Origin of the sequence: Paenibacillus aceris, assembly GCF_017874035.1 — a bacterium.
Lineage (GTDB): Bacteria > Bacillota > Bacilli > Paenibacillales > NBRC-103111 > Paenibacillus_E > Paenibacillus_E aceris.
The window spans coordinates 37,848-54,792 of record NZ_JAGGKV010000004.1; the positions used below are offsets into that span (position 1 = coordinate 37,848).

General features: G+C 47.4%; 18 protein-coding genes. 3 read left to right on the forward strand and 15 right to left on the reverse strand.

Annotated elements, in window-relative coordinates; all coding sequences use genetic code 11:
* Positions 1 to 105: 105 nt before the first annotated feature.
* The 9 genes from J2Z65_RS09495 to J2Z65_RS09535 form a co-directional block, all read right to left on the reverse strand.
* Complete coding sequence (locus J2Z65_RS09495) at positions 106 to 1,011, reverse strand: S-layer homology domain-containing protein (protein WP_167053308.1); 906 nt, start codon at positions 1,009 to 1,011, stop codon at positions 106 to 108.
* 116 nt (positions 1,012 to 1,127) lie between these two features.
* A complete protein-coding gene (locus J2Z65_RS09500) occupies positions 1,128 to 1,769 on the reverse strand; it encodes a pyridoxamine 5'-phosphate oxidase family protein (protein WP_167053306.1) in 642 nt (213 codons plus the stop codon).
* Positions 1,770 to 1,795: 26 nt separating this feature from the next.
* Positions 1,796 to 2,509 (reverse strand): hypothetical protein, encoded by a 714-nt coding sequence (locus tag J2Z65_RS09505; RefSeq protein ID WP_167053304.1) that lies wholly within the window; start codon positions 2,507 to 2,509, stop codon positions 1,796 to 1,798.
* A 29-nt stretch (positions 2,510 to 2,538) separates the two neighbouring features.
* A complete protein-coding gene (locus J2Z65_RS09510) occupies positions 2,539 to 3,216 on the reverse strand; it encodes a polymer-forming cytoskeletal protein (RefSeq protein ID WP_167053302.1) in 678 nt (225 codons plus the stop codon).
* A 14-nt stretch (positions 3,217 to 3,230) separates the two neighbouring features.
* Positions 3,231 to 3,860 (reverse strand): YhbD family protein, encoded by a 630-nt coding sequence (locus J2Z65_RS09515; RefSeq protein ID WP_167053300.1) that lies wholly within the window; start codon positions 3,858 to 3,860, stop codon positions 3,231 to 3,233.
* 125 nt (positions 3,861 to 3,985) lie between these two features.
* Positions 3,986 to 4,840, reverse strand: coding sequence for an SDR family oxidoreductase (locus J2Z65_RS09520; protein ID WP_167053298.1), 855 nt, complete (start codon positions 4,838 to 4,840; stop codon positions 3,986 to 3,988).
* Positions 4,841 to 4,842: 2 nt separating this feature from the next.
* A complete protein-coding gene (gene uxuA / locus J2Z65_RS09525) occupies positions 4,843 to 5,925 on the reverse strand; it encodes a mannonate dehydratase (protein ID WP_167053296.1) in 1,083 nt (360 codons plus the stop codon).
* Between the two features lie 23 nt (positions 5,926 to 5,948).
* The gene (locus J2Z65_RS09530; protein WP_167054357.1) at positions 5,949 to 6,617 is read right to left on the reverse strand and encodes a GntR family transcriptional regulator; all 669 of its coding nucleotides are present in this window, start codon (positions 6,615 to 6,617) and stop codon (positions 5,949 to 5,951) included.
* Positions 6,618 to 6,845: 228 nt separating this feature from the next.
* Positions 6,846 to 7,064 (reverse strand): hypothetical protein, encoded by a 219-nt coding sequence (locus tag J2Z65_RS09535; protein ID WP_167053294.1) that lies wholly within the window; start codon positions 7,062 to 7,064, stop codon positions 6,846 to 6,848.
* A 226-nt stretch (positions 7,065 to 7,290) separates the two neighbouring features.
* On the opposite strand from J2Z65_RS09535, the gene rfbF reads away from it, so the two are divergent.
* Together rfbF and J2Z65_RS09545 are read left to right on the forward strand one after the other, a co-directional pair.
* Positions 7,291 to 8,061: a glucose-1-phosphate cytidylyltransferase gene (gene rfbF, locus J2Z65_RS09540; protein ID WP_167053292.1), complete on the forward strand. Its 771-nt coding sequence runs from the start codon at positions 7,291 to 7,293 to the stop codon at positions 8,059 to 8,061.
* Positions 8,062 to 8,103: 42 nt separating this feature from the next.
* Positions 8,104 to 9,099 (forward strand): glycosyltransferase family 2 protein, encoded by a 996-nt coding sequence (locus tag J2Z65_RS09545; protein ID WP_167053290.1) that lies wholly within the window; start codon positions 8,104 to 8,106, stop codon positions 9,097 to 9,099.
* An 82-nt stretch (positions 9,100 to 9,181) separates the two neighbouring features.
* On the opposite strand, the gene J2Z65_RS09550 is transcribed toward J2Z65_RS09545, so the two are convergent.
* The 5 genes from J2Z65_RS09550 to rfbG are packed head-to-tail and all read right to left on the reverse strand — an operon-like array spanning position 9,182 to position 13,560.
* Positions 9,182 to 10,312, reverse strand: a complete 1,131-nt coding sequence (locus J2Z65_RS09550; RefSeq protein WP_167053288.1) for an aminotransferase class I/II-fold pyridoxal phosphate-dependent enzyme — start codon at positions 10,310 to 10,312, stop codon at positions 9,182 to 9,184.
* The gene (locus J2Z65_RS09555; protein WP_167053286.1) at positions 10,303 to 11,007 is read right to left on the reverse strand and encodes a GNAT family N-acetyltransferase; all 705 of its coding nucleotides are present in this window, start codon (positions 11,005 to 11,007) and stop codon (positions 10,303 to 10,305) included. Before J2Z65_RS09555 ends, J2Z65_RS09550 begins: the two co-directional genes overlap by 10 nt.
* A 3-nt stretch (positions 11,008 to 11,010) precedes the next feature.
* Positions 11,011 to 11,898, reverse strand: a complete 888-nt coding sequence (locus J2Z65_RS09560) for a glycosyltransferase family 2 protein (RefSeq protein ID WP_167053284.1) — start codon at positions 11,896 to 11,898, stop codon at positions 11,011 to 11,013.
* A gap of 11 nt (positions 11,899 to 11,909) precedes the next feature.
* On the reverse strand, positions 11,910 to 12,455 hold the full coding sequence (gene rfbC, locus J2Z65_RS09565; RefSeq protein WP_193580777.1) for a dTDP-4-dehydrorhamnose 3,5-epimerase: 546 nt from the start codon (positions 12,453 to 12,455) through the stop codon (positions 11,910 to 11,912).
* Complete coding sequence (gene rfbG, locus J2Z65_RS09570; protein WP_167053281.1) at positions 12,445 to 13,560, reverse strand: CDP-glucose 4,6-dehydratase; 1,116 nt, start codon at positions 13,558 to 13,560, stop codon at positions 12,445 to 12,447. Before rfbG ends, rfbC begins: the two co-directional genes overlap by 11 nt.
* Positions 13,561 to 13,770: 210 nt before the next feature.
* Between rfbG and J2Z65_RS09575 the strand changes: the two genes are divergently transcribed.
* Positions 13,771 to 14,139: a hypothetical protein gene (locus tag J2Z65_RS09575; protein WP_167053279.1), complete on the forward strand. Its 369-nt coding sequence runs from the start codon at positions 13,771 to 13,773 to the stop codon at positions 14,137 to 14,139.
* A gap of 77 nt (positions 14,140 to 14,216) precedes the next feature.
* Here J2Z65_RS09575 and ppdK read toward each other — a convergent pair whose 3' ends face one another.
* The gene (gene ppdK, locus J2Z65_RS09580) at positions 14,217 to 16,910 is read right to left on the reverse strand and encodes a pyruvate, phosphate dikinase (RefSeq protein ID WP_167053277.1); all 2,694 of its coding nucleotides are present in this window, start codon (positions 16,908 to 16,910) and stop codon (positions 14,217 to 14,219) included.
* Positions 16,911 to 16,945 lie beyond the last annotated feature (35 nt).

Here is a 16,945-nt window from a genome sequence, read left to right on the forward strand (position 1 = left end):
CCGGATAATCCAAGTGCGCAGATAATTCCATCTAAGGCATAGGAAGTAAAGGACGCGCCTTACAAAAAAAGTGCTTCACTCATCATGAGGAAGCACTTTTTGTTCTTATTTTACGGCTGGTTCAGCTACCGCTTTGTATTTGGAAGATACATAAGTTACCGCTTTTGGTTCAGTAATAACTTCAGCGTTCATGGAGTCTGGTTGTGGATCCGTCAATGTATACGTAATGACTGCATTACCATCCAGTCCGAATTGGATACCGGTAATTTCAATCCCGTAGCCACTAGTAGGTTTAGATTCACGAGTCAAGGTCACCTTGTTGACGTCATCCGTAACTTTTTCAACATTCACTGTGACATTCTCTGTCTCAGCCGGCTTTTGCGTATGTGCAGCAAGCACTTTACTTGCGTTGTAAACCCAAGTTGCCGCTTCGCCGCGTGTAATTTCCGCCTTCGGATTCAGTTTTCCATCTTTGTCGAGCGAGGCAATTTTATACACCAGCATTCGCTGCAGAGCACCTTGATACTCCGGTGTAATTTGGTCAGCATCCTTGATGTCGGCTGGCGCGATTTTGATCATTGGGAAGTTACCCTTTTTCTCAAGGGCACGAATCAACAATTCGCCGAATTGCTCGCGCGTAATGGTTGCATTCGGATTCACATCTTTCGGAATTTCTACGCCATTGTAATGAGCGATGATGAACGCTTCAGCATACCACGCGTCATTCGGGATATTTGTATATAGATCTGATGCTACCGGCTTCTTAATGAATCTCAGCAGATCCATATTCAGATCCAAACCTTTCACAATGATTTGTACGGTTTGCGCATAGCTGATTTTACCTTTAGGAGCAAAATGTTCATGATCCACGCCACTTACAACTCCACGATCATATAGTGCGTTGATAGCCTCGGCTTGTCCGCTTTCGACATCTGAAAAGGCAAATGCGGTATTAAAAGTCAGTGCTCCCAACAAAACAGACGACAATGCTGCAGTAGCTAATTTTTTCACAGTAACTTCTCTCCTTTTAATAGGTTATTTTATATAACCTTCGTGTGTTAACTACTAAACGGAGATGTTTCAGCAAAAGTTGCATGCATTGAAATATTGTTTTTGTAATCTATCTATCAATAAAGCCTCTTTGTATAACTTTCATTCAATTCTTTGGCTACTTGTTCAGCTGTCGTGTTGGATATTTTCGCGTGATCCATCAACATTTGCGGAATGGAAGGCAGGTCCGTTTGGGAGCTCCAGGACTCCGGAGACCATAGCCCCGAACGAATAAATGCTTTGGCACAGTGCATATAACACTCTTCCACCTCAACGCCTATGCCAAATAGAGGACTGCGTCCGTTAACTGCGCATTGTTCAAGCAGTTCGTGATCACGGGTTATATAAGCTTTGCCATTAACCCTTAGCGTCTCTCCTAAGCCCGGGATTAAAAATATAAGTCCGATATGCGGGTTCGTTAAAATATTTTGGACCGAATCCATTCTCCGGTTGCCCGGACGTTCGGGAATAAAAAGCCGTTGTTCGTCAAGAACACGTACGAACCCCGGAGCATCCCCCCGCGGTGAAACATCGCACTGCCCCATGCGATTGGAAGTAGCCAAAGCTAAAAAAGGCGATTTAGCAATAAACGCCCGGCAATGCTGATCCAATTTGGAAATGACCTTATCGGCCGCACGCTGACTCGGCTGGCCGCTAAGAGAACGCAATTCTTCAAATTGCGCCTCCGTCGAAATGACTTCACGAAATCCAGAACTCATCCTTTACCGTCCCTTCTCCAAGCAGATTATTTTTTGCTATTAGCGTGGATGACAGCATCCTTCTTCCGCTGCAAACTTTCCTTGTACTCCACCAGTTCGATTTCGCAGCCCGCTCCGATGGTCACTCGATTTCCGCGAACGACTCTGGCCTTTGTATACTCCAGATCAATGTCATCCCCTTCTATGACATCAACCGTTAACTGCGCATCCGACGCCGGCATGAAAAAGAAGCTATACGGACTCAGCACACTCGCTCTACGAATCCTTATTTTTTCGCCGCCAATCTCCTTGGCGCTCGAAATCCGGTACAGCTTGATGTCCATTTCTCCGGCATTGAGCAAGCCGCCGACTTCAAACATGCCCCTGATCTTGAATTCCTCCGCTTCGCAGTCCCCCGCCGTCACAAGCTGACCCTTCAGCTCCAGCCGGTCACTGTATAGGTCGCCACGCGCTTCCAACGTTCCTGCGCCGCTAATCTTGCCAATTTTCGCATCGCCGGAAACGCTCACAGTACCGGATATTTTGAGGGCATTTCCTTGAACGCCACCCGTCCATGAACAAGTCCCTACGACGCTCATATGCTCTGCATGCAAGCTGCCATCCATATCCATTGTGCCTACGCATCTCAGCTGATTGCACTGAACGTCCCCTTCAATATTGCCTTCGCCGACAATTTTCACTTTATCGTATTGGCCGCCTATAGCCGTTGAACTGCCTGTAATGGTAAGATTTCCTTTCATCCTGCTTTCCTCCTTTCCGAACGCGGATTTTATACTTTCTTAAACCGTTTCACGGCAGCACTTTTGTCTTGATCAAATCTGAGCGAATATTCAACCAGACCGATCTCACAGCCAGGTCCAATTGTGACATTGGCCCCTCGCACCACTTCAGCGGTCGTGTAGGCGAGATCAATGTCATCCCCTTCAATAATTTGAGCCGTAAGCTTATTGCCAAGAGGTAATGGCAGCACCCTCAGCCACTTGGCAAAATCATTGCCCGGCTGTTTGCGAATGCGAATCGATTCCCCGCCGATTTCACCAATCGAAGAGTTCCCGTGAACAGTGATGCGGATGTTATCCGCGTTCAGCGCGCCCAATTGCAGCTTGCCGATTGCGTTGAACGTTTCCGCCTCACAGCCCCCTTTTACAACGACCGTTCCGTTCATTTCCATGCTTTCCCCGACAAAATCACCCTCGATCCGGACTCTCCCCTGGATGCGGGTATGTGCTGCATGCAGATTGCCTTCAATCACTGCTGATCCATTCATATCCGCACTCGTTGCCTTCAGACTGCCCAGTACCTCTACTCTGCCATTCAAAATAAAGTCGGTACACGCGATGTCACCGTCTACTTTGCCTACTCCATCAATTTTGGCGTTCCGAACGGTTCCGCCGTTGGAAGAGCCTATACTGGAGATGATCAGGTTGCGGCTGCCATCTGAACTCATCGCTTTCCCCTCCCTCATACCGCTGTGATTTTCATCTTCAACTCTTCCACCTTCTTGGCCATGTGGACCCGTAACACAAGTTTCACACTATTCTCCGTATACAGCTCACTGCCTGAGGATAGGAGCAGGAACACAGACATCCCCATTTTTCGCATAAAAATCAATTCGGATGGCTTTCCGTCGAACTTGGGGTAATTCTCACTAAGTGTCTGAAGCAAGTGCTTGCCTTCATCCAAATTCATCTCGCCTGATTGTAAGCAGAAATCAAACACATACAAATATAAAGCCTGTTCGAAGGTGTACACCTGCGTTGGTCCCATGATAGGCTCTGCATACTCCGCAGTTATCAACGAAACAATGTTTCGTTTCATAAGCTCATTTCTATCTATACGCAGATCTGTCGGAACCGGCGAAAATACTTCTGCCAATTCGTCCAACGACAAATCATCTTTCATGTTTTTAATTTTATCGATTCGCGCCAACATCATCTGCTTCGGGAAAAACGTCTCCTGCCCCGTAAACGCCGACTTCCGGATAAACCATTCTTCCGGCAGCAAGTTCTTGCGCTTCCAGCGGTAAAGCTGACCATAAGATATGCCTGTTAATTCCAATAAGTCTTTCTTTGAAATTAATTCCTCATCCAAATTGCATACCTCCTCCAAAAACAATGTAACATAACATTGTTACGTTGTAAATGCAGAAAAAAGAGTTAAGCAGCCGATCTGCGCTTAACTCTTTTTTGAGTTGAACAGGTTTGACTTCCTTGCACTTATACGCCCGAATACGCCATAAAACCGCCGTCCACAGGAATCGTCGCGCCCGTTACGAAACCGGACAAGTTAGGGTCTGTCAGCCAAAGCAGCGTGCCGAGCAGATCCTCAGGCTTGCCGAAACGGCGCATCGGCGTATGGGAAATGATCTTGTGCGAACGCTCGGTGAGCGTGCCGTCTTCCTTCAGCAGCAGCTTCTCGTTCTGCTTCGTCAAGAAGAAACCCGGCGCTATCGCGTTGACGCGAATCCCGCTTTCCGCCATATGCACAGCCAGCCACTGGGTGAAATTATCGATTGCGGCTTTCGCGGCACTGTACGCCGGAACTTTCGTCATCGGCGAAGGTGCGCTCATCGATGAAATATTGATAACGGTCGCGTCTTGTCTGCCGATCATCTGTTTCGTAAAAATTTGCGTAGGAATCAACGTTCCGACAAAGTTCAAGTCTAGCACATTGCGAAACCCCGTCACGCTTAAATCATAGAAAGTTTGAATGTCCGGATTGGTCAGATCTTCCAGCTTGAAGATTTCGTTCGTCGTATTCGCGCTCGCATGATTGCCGCCAGCCCCGTTGATCAAGATATCACAAGGTCCAAGCTGCTCCATAATCGCTTCCGCTGCCCGGGACACACTTTCTGCATCCGTCACGTCGCATGACAACGCGATCGCTTCGCCCCCAGCTGCAGCAATCTCAGCCGCAACTTCCTGCCCTTTTTCCACAGACCGGTTCAAAATCGCGATGCGCCCGCCTTGACGAGCCAGTTCAAGCGCCATAACCCGGCACAGCACGCCAGCCCCTCCTGTAATAACAACAACTTTTCCTTGCAATGCCGGAAACTGCGTAATTCCTTTCATATCTAGTCGCCAATCCTTTCTCCTTGTAATTTTCTGCGGTTAGCGTCCCATAATCCCCATAAATACATAATGCCGAGCGCACGGTCATAGAGACCGTAACCCGGTCTGCACTGCTCGTCCCAAATATGCCGGCCGTGGTCCGGGCGGCAATACCCTTCATAATCGTTATCATGCAGTGCATTGACAATACCGGCGATATCTACCGTTCCATCTGTTGTACGATGCGACGTTTCAATGAAATCACCGTTTTCATACACCCGAACATTGCGGATATGCGCAAACGGAATGCGATCAGCGAACTCGTTCACGATGGCGACAATATCATTCGCCGGGTTCGCTCCCAGCGATCCGCTGCACATTGTCAATCCGTTGTAGGGACTATCAACAAGATTTAAGAAACGGCGGATATTGTCTTGACCGGTAATGATACGCGGCAGCCCAAAAATCGGCCACGGCGGATCATCCGGATGAATCGCCATGCGGATGTCATGCTTAGCTGCGAAGGGAATGATTTCTTCCAGAAAATATTTGGCGTTCTCAAACAGCTGCTCTTCCGTTACATCCTTGTAAGCATCGAACAATTCGGTCAGACGCGCGAGCCGCTCCGGCTCCCAGCCAGGCATCGTAAAGTTCGGATTAGCGTTAATCCTCTGCACTTGTTCATCTAAGTTGAGATGGGCGACCTTCTCCTTTTCATAGAAAAGTGCAGTGGAGCCATCCTCTAATTCCTTATGCAGATCTGTCCGTACCCAATCAAAAACGGGCATGAAATTATAGCAGATCACCTTCACGCCGACCTCAGCCAGCTTCACAATCGTTTTCTTATAATTGTCTATGTAGAGATCACGGCTCGGCAGACCCAGCTTGATATCCTCATGTATATTGACGCTTTCGACTACTTTCATATGCAGGCCAGCCTTATCAGCAGCTTCCTTCACCTGCCATATTTTATCCATCGGCCACTCTTCACCTGCCGGAACATCGTGCAAAGCCCAAACAATGCCCTCTACGCCGGGAATTTGCTTGATTTGCGTAAGCGTCACGGTATCGTTGCCTTCGCCAAACCAGCGAAAAACCATTTTCATCTTATTTGCCGCCTCCCTGACAGTTATTCTTTGAAATACGTCGGAAATTTCTCTTTCAGTACGGTTTGATCTGCAATGGTGAGATGAAGATGCGTGTTCATCAAGTGCTCAGCTTTGCCGCCTTCGTGATGCTCAATCGCATCCACCATTTGTTGATGCTGTTCATAGAGCTCATCCCACCTGTGGTCCGCCGCTAGCCTAAGCATGCGGGTTCGGTTGAGATGAACATTCACTTGCTGGATGACAGCCCAGGTATTCAGCTTTCTGCACCCTTCAAAGATGGTTCGGTGGAAGGCTTCATCCAACTCGAACATCTTCTTAAAATCCTTCTCCCGCATCGAGACTTGCTGATAAGCCAAATTGGATCGAAGCTGCTGCAACGACTCTTGCGGAAAGCTTTCACACGCCAAGGCAATCACAGCCCGCTCCAACTGCTCCCGGATAAAGCGTGCCTCTTCCACACGTTCCAAGTCGATAAGCGACACGACCGTACCTCGCTGCGGATAAATATCGAGCAGGCCTTCTTGGGATAATTGAACGAAGCTCTCGCGCACCGGCGTTCGGCTCACACCAAATTGCACGGATATTTCCTTCTCCGAAATCCCAGTACCCGGCAGCAAATCCAGCATAAGAATTTGCTCTTTAAGCGCATGATAAACGGCATCGCGCGTCGTACTAATGATGGGTTTCATAAACAATGTTTGGCTTCACCTCCCAATTTCAATCGTTATTACCATACTACCATACAAGTATGGTAGCGGGGAAGAGCTTTCCTCATGTTGATCATTTTGGAACATGTCCTGATATCCAGGCGCAATTCTCACCTGATAAAATGTTTCTCCAGCTATACGAAGCTTACAATTCACAAGAAATGAAAAAGACCGCCTCTTTGCTATGGAGCTGCAAAGAGGCGGTCTTTCTCATTGAATCAGATACCTGATATAAGCGATCAATGCTAACAAACCTGCTGCGATCGCAACAACGTAGAAGGAAGTGAGACGAACCCATTTTACTCCTGTTTTCTGGAAGTAAGTGGTATCCCCTTCCCGATTCTTACGAGAAAAGCCAATCATAAACGTAGTAACTAATCCAAATAACAAGATAAGCGAGAATATCGCGTAATAGATATACATGTTCATAGTGATTACCCCATTTTGGTTTATTTGATGATCTGTTGGTCTCATTATAGCGAAAAGTGGTCTGACTTTCATCCTCCACTTTGGTGCTATTTCAACCATCCAATTTAACTCCTCTAGTCGTCCCCCCATTTACATCTATCTATTTATAGTTGTCTCTGTCAATTTCAAGAGATTTACATATGATATAGCAAGGTAGTTTTTAGAACCATAGAAAGGAGGAATGAGGATGAAAGTCGTAATTCTAGCTGGCGGACTTGGCACCCGATTTCGTGAAGAAACCGATTCCAAGCCTAAACCTATGATTCTCATTGGTGAAAAACCTATTCTATGGCATATTATGAAAATTTACTCAACTTATGGTTTTAACGAGTTTATTATATGCCTGGGATATAAGGGGCACGTCATAAAAGACTTTTTTGTCACCTACCCGATACACGAATCTGATGTGATCATTAATTTGCAGACGAACTCCACTCACTATCTTACGCCGCGCGCAGAGCCATGGCTAATTACGCTTGTGCATACCGGTGAGGAAACAATGACGGGCGGACGCATCAAGCGGATTCAGAAATATATCGGCGATGAGCCCTTCCTCCTAACGTATGGGGACGGACTAACGAACGTAAACATCCCCCAAGTGGTGAAATTCCATCAGGAACACGGCAAATTAGCAACACTCACAGCCGTACAGCCCACAGCTAGATTCGGTTCGCTCTTTTTCGGCAGCGGCAATGAAATCGCCAAATTCCAAGAAAAACCGAAAGGTGAAGGCGGATGGGTGAACGGCGGTTTCTTTGTTCTGCAGCCGCAGGTTTTTGATTATATCGAGGGCGATTTAACCCATTTTGAGAAGGAGCCCTTGGAGCAGCTCGCCGCATCGGGGCAGCTGCATGCGTATAAGCATGATGACTTCTGGCTTGCAATGGAGACACTGCGGGATCAGCAGCATCTGCAATGGATTTGGGAATCGGGACAAGCTCCATGGAAAATATGGTAATTCGCCGACTAAGCTCCAACCGGTGTTGAAAGGAGTAATAGGATGACGCCACTTGTAAGTATATTGCTGCCAACTTTTGAGCGTCCGCTTTATTTGAAACAAGCATTGATAAGCGCACTTAGCCAAACTTATCCCCATATTGAAATTATTATTTGCGATAATAGCCGGGATAATGCAACAGAGCAAGTAGTGAATTCGTATTTGACCTCGCCGAACGGCTCAAGAATCAAGTATGTAAGGAACGAAACGAACATTGGGCCTATTGCCAACCAACATAAATGTTTCCAACTGGCCGCGGGGGAATATGTTAACTATTTAATGGATGACGACTTGTTTCATCCAAGAAAAATCGAGCTTATGGTTCCCTACTTCATCACGAACCGGAATGTAGGGCTCGTGACCTCCCGGAGGCAAATCATTAACGACTCGGGTGAGCCGATTAGCATCTCCAAGGATCCGCCTTTTAAAATGTCTAATAAAAAAGAAACCGTACTTATCAACGGGCGAACGATCATGAAGAGTATGATTACCGATATGAAAAACCAGATTGGCGAGCCGACTGCCGTGCTTTTTAGAAAGTCCGATCTGCGAGAGCCATTTGGGACATTTTGCGGAAAACAAGCCTTTAGCAATGTCGACGTCGCCTCCTGGCTCGCTTTGTTGACCACGAAGCATGCAGTATTTCTCAAAGATACATTAAGTTCATTTCGCAACCATCCCACCCAATTAACACACACGTTATTGTCACGAATAGGGCGCAAATGCGATTGGATAGACGCTAGCCTTCTGACAAGACAACAAGGCATATTCGAGGACTCTTCCGCTTTTACCGGGGTTTTAAGCAGATTGGACAAAAGTGTACTGGACAATTTCTCAAAATGGAGCGAAGCCACGAACGATCAGTATTTGGATGAACTTCTGCCAAGAGTGCGTCAGCTTGCAAGCGTCAGCGAAAATACCAAACAGCTGTCCTCTATGGCGAAAGATTTGAAGAAACTCGCTGAACGGCTCGAAAAGAGAAGAAGCAGAAATAAGTAACACCTGAAAAGGAGTTAAGCATCTTAAGACGCTTAACTCCTTTCCTATGCATAGTGTCTAGGCTGACGTTGCCACTGCCCCTTTAAGGCGCATAAGTATGCACACTTTCCAGCACATACGCGATCTCTTCATCCTTTAAATCAGGGAACAACGGGAGTGTAACAAGTTCTCGCCAAAGTGTGTCAGCGTTCGGCGTTTCTGCCGCATACGGCGCGAAAAGAGGATGCATCGTCAGTGGCATATAATGCACGCCGGTCGCCACCCCTTTTTTCTTCATATGCAGAATGAATTGCTCCCTCTCCTTAACACGTACGACAAATGCCCAATAGGAAGAATCCTGCAAGTGATAAGGGATAGCGGGTCGAACATATATGCCGCCTGACAGCCCGGCAACATACTTCCCGATAATCGCTTCTCTTCTTCGGTTCATCGCATCCAACTTCGTTAACTGAATGAGTCCGATGGAGGCCATGAGATCGTTCATATTATATTTATAGCCGACATCGGATATTTCATAATACCAGCTGTTGGCATCGGCATGATATGAAGCGTTTTCCTCATATCGCTCCCACGTATCCTTGTTGATTCCAACCCATCGCGAATGCCGCAATGGCCGCAGCAGCTCAGGATCTTGGGATGAAATCATCCCGCCGTCGCCGGTTGTCATGCATTTTTTTTCTTCGAAACTAAAACAGCCAATATCTCCCCAAGTCCCGAGCGACTTGCCTTTATATTGACCTCCAGCCGAGTGGGCTGTATCTTCAATAACTTTCAAGCCTCGCAATTTGGCCCAAGATATCAACTGATCCATAGGTATGGGATGGCCCATAAAGTGAACGGGAATGACAGCAACGCAATCCTGATCATATTTCCGTTCCAAATCTTCCATGCTGATGCCAAAGGTCGTCTCATCCACATCCACAAACACCGGAATCAGCCCGTTATACAAAACCGCCATAGCTGTTGCTGCAAATGTGACGACGGGGACCAACACTTTTTTCCCTTTGGTGAATTTAAAAGCGGATAAAGCCAAATGTAGTGCGGCTGTACAGGAGTTGACTCCCACCGATTCTGCGCAGCCGATATACTCACTCCATTTTTTCTCAAATTCGCCTACTTTGGGACCAAGTCCAAGCCATGCTTTGTTAAATACTTGTCTAATGCTCTCCAGTTCTTCATCGCCAACGGATGGCTTGAACAGTCTTATGTCCACGTTTCCCCCTCCTCCTGATCCAGGCCAACAGCATCGCCAAATCTGCGGATAAAAGCTTCTCTTGTCACCACCATTGTTACCATTTCCCGTTCAGGCTCCCCTTCTAACTGTCCCACTGCGGGAATCCATCGAATGACTTCACCGTCCGCCTCTTTACGCAGCGGTCTTCTTTCCACTTCCACAGCTCCTAAAGTCTTATAAATTTGAATCGCACGGGCATTATCCGAAAGCACATTCAAATACCCCTTCTGAATGCCTAACTCGCGCAAACTCCAGGCTCCCAAGGTAAGGAGCGCATACAAGACAATGTTGCCATATCGCCCTTTGCGGCCTCTTAACAAATTATCGTATTCACACGTTTTGTTAGTTTCATCATAGTGCTTTAAACCGATTTGACCGATCGGTGTCTGCTCCTCATCTTCAAGAATGAATAAAATCCGGTCATCCACCTCAATGATCTGATGCTGAACCCATGCTTTCGTCCCTTCCTCCGTTGCAGGGAATTGCGTTGCAAACCACATGCTAGCCGCTGCCCTCCACTCCGTCAAAGCTTTCATTTCCATTTCATTTTCAATAGATTCTATGGTTAGGGGCTTGAGTCTGCCTAGTACTTTGCCATCTACAATAATGGGTAGACAATACGATGAGATTTGCTCGCCCCGTGCTTGTTTGTATTCCCTAAGAATCGCTTTCAAGCATTACCACCCTTTCTTTTTCTTATTCGCGATCATTTTCATAATCATTTTTTCGATCGATGTATCCGTCTTTTTCTGACTGCTTTGCTGGCTCTTTTGCTGTTGTTTATTCTCAAAATCTTTGATCATTTTATCTGACGCATAGCCTTGCTGCTTCGCAAAGTTTTTAAATGTTTCGATATCCATTTTGGCAACTTCTTTGGCCATTTCATGCTGGGACAGCTGCTGGGAGTGATAGCGCAAATAGCTAAGCGGTTGGACCATGTAGACGCCTTTTCCTCTACTTAGAAGATGGAGCCAGCTCGCCAAATCGACAGCAAAATAAACCTGTTTGCCTAGCAGCATGCCAAAAGGCTCCAACAGATCTTTTCTTCGAAACAGAACCGTGGTCGGCTCGCCCAAATAATTCGTTTGATCTTCCAGCCTCCTTGTAAGCACTCGTCCGTCTACAATGGTGTCTCTCGGGTAAAGCTGCTTGAATGTTCCAAATGGAGGAACATAGAATTGACGCCCTGCGGAATTAATTACTCTTCGTTGCGACGTGACTAAGGTCACATCCGGATACTGCAGCATGTAAACCATCATCTTTTGTATTTTTTGCGGGTGAAATAAATCATCGTCCATTAAATAATTAATAAATTCACCTTTTGCTAGATTTAAGCTTTGTTGTTGATTCGCAATTGGCCCATTGTTCTCAGAATTTCTGATATATCTGATCTTCGAGCCTCCCGGCAGTGCCTGATATTTTTGGACCACAAGTTCAGTAGCATTATTGTCACTATTATCACTAACGACGATTTCAATATTGTCATACGTTTGGTTAAATGCACTCTTCAGCTGCTTGTTCGAAATAATGTGGCCGGTTGTACGTGGGAATAAGAATGCTAACAAGCGGATTCATTTCAATCTCTCCTTTTCAATTTATCTAGTGTTGGAAGTCGTTGATCCTTTTCCGATATAATCGGTTGCTGAACGGGCCATGGTATCTGCAGGCAAGGATCCTTCCACAAAATCCCGCCCTCATGTGCCGGTGAATAGGCGTTGTCTACCTTGTACATAACTTCACAATTGTCGGATAGCGTACAGAAGCCATGGGCAAAACCAGGCGATATATAAACCATTGCAAAGTTTTCCTCGGTCAACAGCCTGCTCTCATAACAGCCGAATGTAGGCGAGTCTCTTCGTATGTCGACAAAGACATCTAAAATAGCTCCTCTGCTGACCCAAACGAGTTTAGTCTCTGCTTGAGGCTCGCATTGAAAATGCAGCCCCCGAATCGTCCCTTTTTGTTTGGAAAAGGAACGGTTTTCTTGCACCCAATTGCGGTGAAGGCCATGCGCGGTCATGATGTTTACGTCATACATACGGGTAAAATAACCACGATGATCAAGGTTGGGAGCTAACGTGATGTCATAAATTCCTTGGAGACTGCCTGGTTTAATGATCATGAGTCTCACTTCCCAGAACATATTCCTGAATTTGTTTACAGCAAATTTCCCTGCCATTTTCCTGGTTCAAGGATGCTTTGACCCAGTCTATGGTTTTGGCAATGGCTGTATCCAAATCCCACCGCGGATACCAACCAAGCAGAGTGCGGGACTTGGTGCAATCTAATCGTAAAACATGTACCTCATGCGGATGCTCCGCCTGATCAACTTGATAGGACGCCTGATCTCCCCATTTCTTGCACAGTTCGCTTACAACTTGCTCTACCGAAATTGTATCTTCGTCCTTGGGACCGAAATTCCAGGCTTGCGCAAATTGCTTGTTTTCATATAGCTGCTCCACTAGCAGTAAATATCCGTGCAGCGGCTCAAGCACATGCTGCCATGGGCGAACAGCCTGCGGATATCTGAGCTTAATGGGCTGCCCTTGAAGGATGGCCCTGAAGCAATCAGGAATCAGGCGATCTGCTGCCCAATCTCCACCGCCAATCACATTGGCGGCTCTCACGGATGCGATGGCTACCTGCCCGTTCGATTGGTCAGCGTCATTTTGAAAAACTTGGCGATAGCTGGAGATGATCAGCTCGGTGCAAGCTTTACTGTTCGAGTAGGGATCACCGCCTCCTAAACGGTCAGTTTCACGGTATCCTCTCGACTCATCCAATTGCGAATAAACCTTATCTGTTGAAACATGGATGACGGCCTTGACCGGGGATCCGCCTTTTACGGCTTGGCGCACTGCCTCAAGCAAATTAACCGTCCCCATCGTATTCATCTCATAGGTTTCTATGGGATTCAGGTACGATGCTCGAACTAATGGTTGCGCCGCCAAGTGAAAAATAATATCCGGAGCTGCTTCTTTCAGTGCCGCCGATAAAGCCGCCATATTTCGGATATCAGCCGTGTAAGACGTCACGATCTCATCCATTCGGCATAGCTCAAATAGACTCGGTTCAGTCGGCGGTTGTAAGGAATAACCCGTAACGTTGGCTCCCATGCCATGCAACCATAAGCTCAACCAAGTCCCCTTAAAGCCCGTGTGGCCAGTAACGAATACATGCTTGCCTTTCCAGAAGTCAGAGTTTATCCGAATCCGGTTATCTGGCATTGATTGTCCCCCCCTCCCATATCGATAGTCATGAGAAACAGTTTCTATCAATGTTTTTCATATCAAAATATCGTATGTACACTAGAGCAAACCCGAATGCGGCAGAAATCTATTCTATTGAAATAAAATTAATAGCTTTGATCCCAATCAAATTTAAAAGAACAGACTATTGGCAATGTTCTGACGAAACTTGGAGAAATCCAAGCCACTATGGACGCAAACATGGAAGACCCAACAAGTTCTCAGTTTCTCAATCAGCTTCAAGCCGAGATTGGCAAGTTAAATTTAGGAGAAAGTACGTGGGCAGAATTACAAAGCGTTCTTAACCAAGTTAGAAGTTTGGTTGGTCCAAACTTTATGACTGAAAGTGGCGTTTCCGGGCTTATGGATGCCTTGCGTCAATTGGCTTCACAAATCAACGTAACGAATCCAAGTCCCGAAAGCCTTGCTGCAAACCTGACAGCACTTCGCGGACTAATCGGCCAAGCCGAATCTTTCGTGCTCGGACAAATGAAAGCCGTCAACTTCAACCAAGACACACTCGCAAGCATATTGAAACAATTGAAAGTCATAAAGTAATCAGAAAAAGGGCTGTCCTGCAAGTAGTTTTACTACTTGAGGAGAGCCCTTTTTCTAACCGATTTATATTCACTAATTCACATCGCTTGTGCCGCCATATATGTTCCGGGTTCGCCATAAAGGAGAAAAGCCTGCGCTGCGGCTATCCGTGCCAAAGGAATCCGGTAAGGGGAACAGCTCACATAGTCCAATCCGATCCTATGGCAGAAAAAGATGGATTCTCTGTCACCGCCATGCTCACCGCAAATGCCTGTTTTTAATGACGGCTTCACTAGACGTCCCACATTCACGCCTAATTCAATCAATTGCCCGACCCCTTCGGTGTCGAGTACCTGAAAAGGGTTATTCGGAAGCAGTTTCTCATTGACATAGTGCGTTAGAAATTTCCCTTCCGCATCATCACGGCTATAGCCAAACGTCATTTGCGTTAAGTCGTTAGTGCCGAAAGAGAAGAAATCGGCATGCGCTGCAATTTGACGCGCAGTTAGCGCGGCGCGCGGAACCTCAATCATCGTCCCGACTTTGTATGGACATTCGCGCAGCTTGTCAGTCCCCAGCACTTGCAGGGCCACGAAGTCGACAAGCTCTCGTAAAATTTTCAGTTCGTTGGCATGGCCGACAAGCGGGATCATGATTTCCGGGAGCACCCGGACGCCTCTGTCAATACACTGGGAAGCTGCGCGGAAAATAGCCTCAATCTGCATATCATAGATTTCAGGATACACGATACCTAGCCGGCAGCCCCGCTGCCCCAGCATGGGATTCGCTTCATGCAGCGCTTGCACCTTGCGAAGTAAGTGGGCGATTTCTTCTCTTTCCTTAACGGAACCATCACGGTCGTACGTCAGCTGGGCATGTCTTTTTTGCAAATCCTCAAGGTTAGGAAGAAACTCATGCAGTGGCGGATCGAGCAGGCGGATCGTCACTGGGAGACCATCCATCTGTTCGAAAATCCCTTCAAAATCCGACTGCTGCATAGGAAGCAATTGAGAGAGTGCTTTCATGCGCTCTTCCTTATCTTCCGCAAGAATCATGCGTTGGACAACAGGCAGACGAGCCGGGGAGAAAAACATATGCTCTGTTCGGCATAGCCCGATTCCCTCTGCGCCAAGCTGTCTTGCGATACCGGCATCGTGCGGGTTATCTGCATTCGCAAAAACGTTCAGCGTACGAATCTCATCCGCCCACTTCAGCATAACGAGAAGCTCATCCGTCATTCGTGCTTCCTGCAAAGGCATAGCCCCGATGATGACACGTCCAGTAGCGCCGTCTAGTGTAAGCCAATCCCCTTCTTCTACGATCTTGTTTTGGGCGAACAAGCGCTTCTCCTCCGGTACGATTCGAATCTCTTCGCAGCCGCACACGCAAGGCTTACCCATCCCTCTGGCTACAACCGCGGCATGGCTCGTCATCCCGCCCCGGCTCGTAAGCACGCCTTCCGAAGCGATAACGCCATGTATATCCTCCGGCGTCGTCTCGGTTCTGGCCAGAATGACCGTCTTGCCGGCACGCACCCATTCTTCCGCCGTATCGGCATCGAATACGAGCTGTCCAACCGCTGCTCCTGGTGATGCCGGGAGCCCCTGTGCCAAAACATCAACTACAGCAGCTTCGTCAATCCCCCGATGGAGAAGCTGATCCAGATGCAGCACTTCAATGCGGCTGACGGCGTCTTGCTTCGTTAATACGCCTTCTTGGACCAAATCAACGGCAATCTTCAGCGCAGCTTGCGCATTACGTTTACCGCTGCGCGTTTGCAGCAGATACAACCTATTATTTTCGACCGTAAATTCGATATCCTGCATATCTTTATAATGTTTCTCCAGCTGCTTGGAAGCACCTAACAACTGCTCATAAATTGCGGGCATCTCCTCCTGAAGAGCGGCAATCGGCAGCGGTGTACGGATCCCTGCAACCACATCTTCCCCTTGTGCATTGATTAAGTATTCACCAAAAAACGTGTTCTCTCCAGTGGACGGATTTCTCGTGAAGACAACGCCTGTACCGCAATTGCCGCCCATATTGCCAAAAACCATGCTCTGAACATTGACCGCGGTCCCCTGATCGTCCGGAATCCGGTTCATTTTACGGTAAATACGGGCTCTCGGATTATGCCATGATTTGAATACGGCCTCGATCGCCATACGCAGCTGCTCGTATACGTTTTGCGGGAAAGCTTTGCCCGTTTGGGACAAAATGCAAGCCTTATACTCCTCAATCAGCGCCTTCCACCCGGCCGCCGTCACATCCTGATCTTGGTGAGCGCCCTCCTTCTCTTTCAAGCGATGAAGCATCTCTTCAAAATGACGGGATTCCACACCAAGCACGACGTTGCCAAACATTTGCAGCAAGCGCCGGTAACAATCATAGGCAAACTTTTCGTTGTTTGTAAGCGTCGCCAATCCACAGACGGTCTTGTCGTTAAGACCGAGATTCAATATGGTATCCATCATACCAGGCATCGAGCTTACCGAACCGGAACGCACAGAAACAAGCAGCGGATTGCATGCATCCCCAAATGTCTGATCTTTCTGTTTCTCCAGATCATTAAGCGATTCTTCGATTTGTTCAAGAAGTGCATCTGAAAGCCGATTGCCCGTTTCAAAAAAGGCTAAACAGGCCTCCGTCGTGATGGTGAAACCTGGAGGAACAGGAAGGCCAGCGCGCGTCATTTCTGCAAGATTGGCCCCCTTTCCGCCAAGCAAAGCTTTCATTGAAGCGTCCCCCTGTTGAAAAGGAACCACTTGGACCGCTTGTTTCTTCGTCGTCATTTATTTGCCTCCTTATTATCATTGCATGCGCATTT

Coding starts and splice junctions, on each gene's coding strand:
- J2Z65_RS09500 (WP_167053306.1), bottom strand. CDS start 1,769: ATGAGTTCTGGATTTCGTGAAGTCATTTCGACGGAGGCGCAATTTGAA.
- J2Z65_RS09505 (WP_167053304.1), bottom strand. CDS start 2,509: ATGAAAGGAAATCTTACCATTACAGGCAGTTCAACGGCTATAGGCGGC.
- J2Z65_RS09510 (WP_167053302.1), bottom strand. CDS start 3,216: ATGAGTTCAGATGGCAGCCGCAACCTGATCATCTCCAGTATAGGCTCT.
- J2Z65_RS09520 (WP_167053298.1), bottom strand. CDS start 4,840: ATGAAAGGAATTACGCAGTTTCCGGCATTGCAAGGAAAAGTTGTTGTT.
- uxuA (WP_167053296.1), bottom strand. CDS start 5,925: ATGAAAATGGTTTTTCGCTGGTTTGGCGAAGGCAACGATACCGTGACG.
- J2Z65_RS09530 (WP_167054357.1), bottom strand. CDS start 6,617: ATGAAACCCATCATTAGTACGACGCGCGATGCCGTTTATCATGCGCTT.
- J2Z65_RS09535 (WP_167053294.1), bottom strand. CDS start 7,064: ATGAACATGTATATCTATTACGCGATATTCTCGCTTATCTTGTTATTT.
- rfbF (WP_167053292.1), top strand. CDS start 7,291: ATGAAAGTCGTAATTCTAGCTGGCGGACTTGGCACCCGATTTCGTGAA.
- J2Z65_RS09545 (WP_167053290.1), top strand. CDS start 8,104: ATGACGCCACTTGTAAGTATATTGCTGCCAACTTTTGAGCGTCCGCTT.
- rfbC (WP_193580777.1), bottom strand. CDS start 12,455: ATGATCATTAAACCAGGCAGTCTCCAAGGAATTTATGACATCACGTTA.
- rfbG (WP_167053281.1), bottom strand. CDS start 13,560: ATGCCAGATAACCGGATTCGGATAAACTCTGACTTCTGGAAAGGCAAG.
- J2Z65_RS09575 (WP_167053279.1), top strand. CDS start 13,771: ATGGACGCAAACATGGAAGACCCAACAAGTTCTCAGTTTCTCAATCAG.
- ppdK (WP_167053277.1), bottom strand. CDS start 16,910: ATGACGACGAAGAAACAAGCGGTCCAAGTGGTTCCTTTTCAACAGGGG.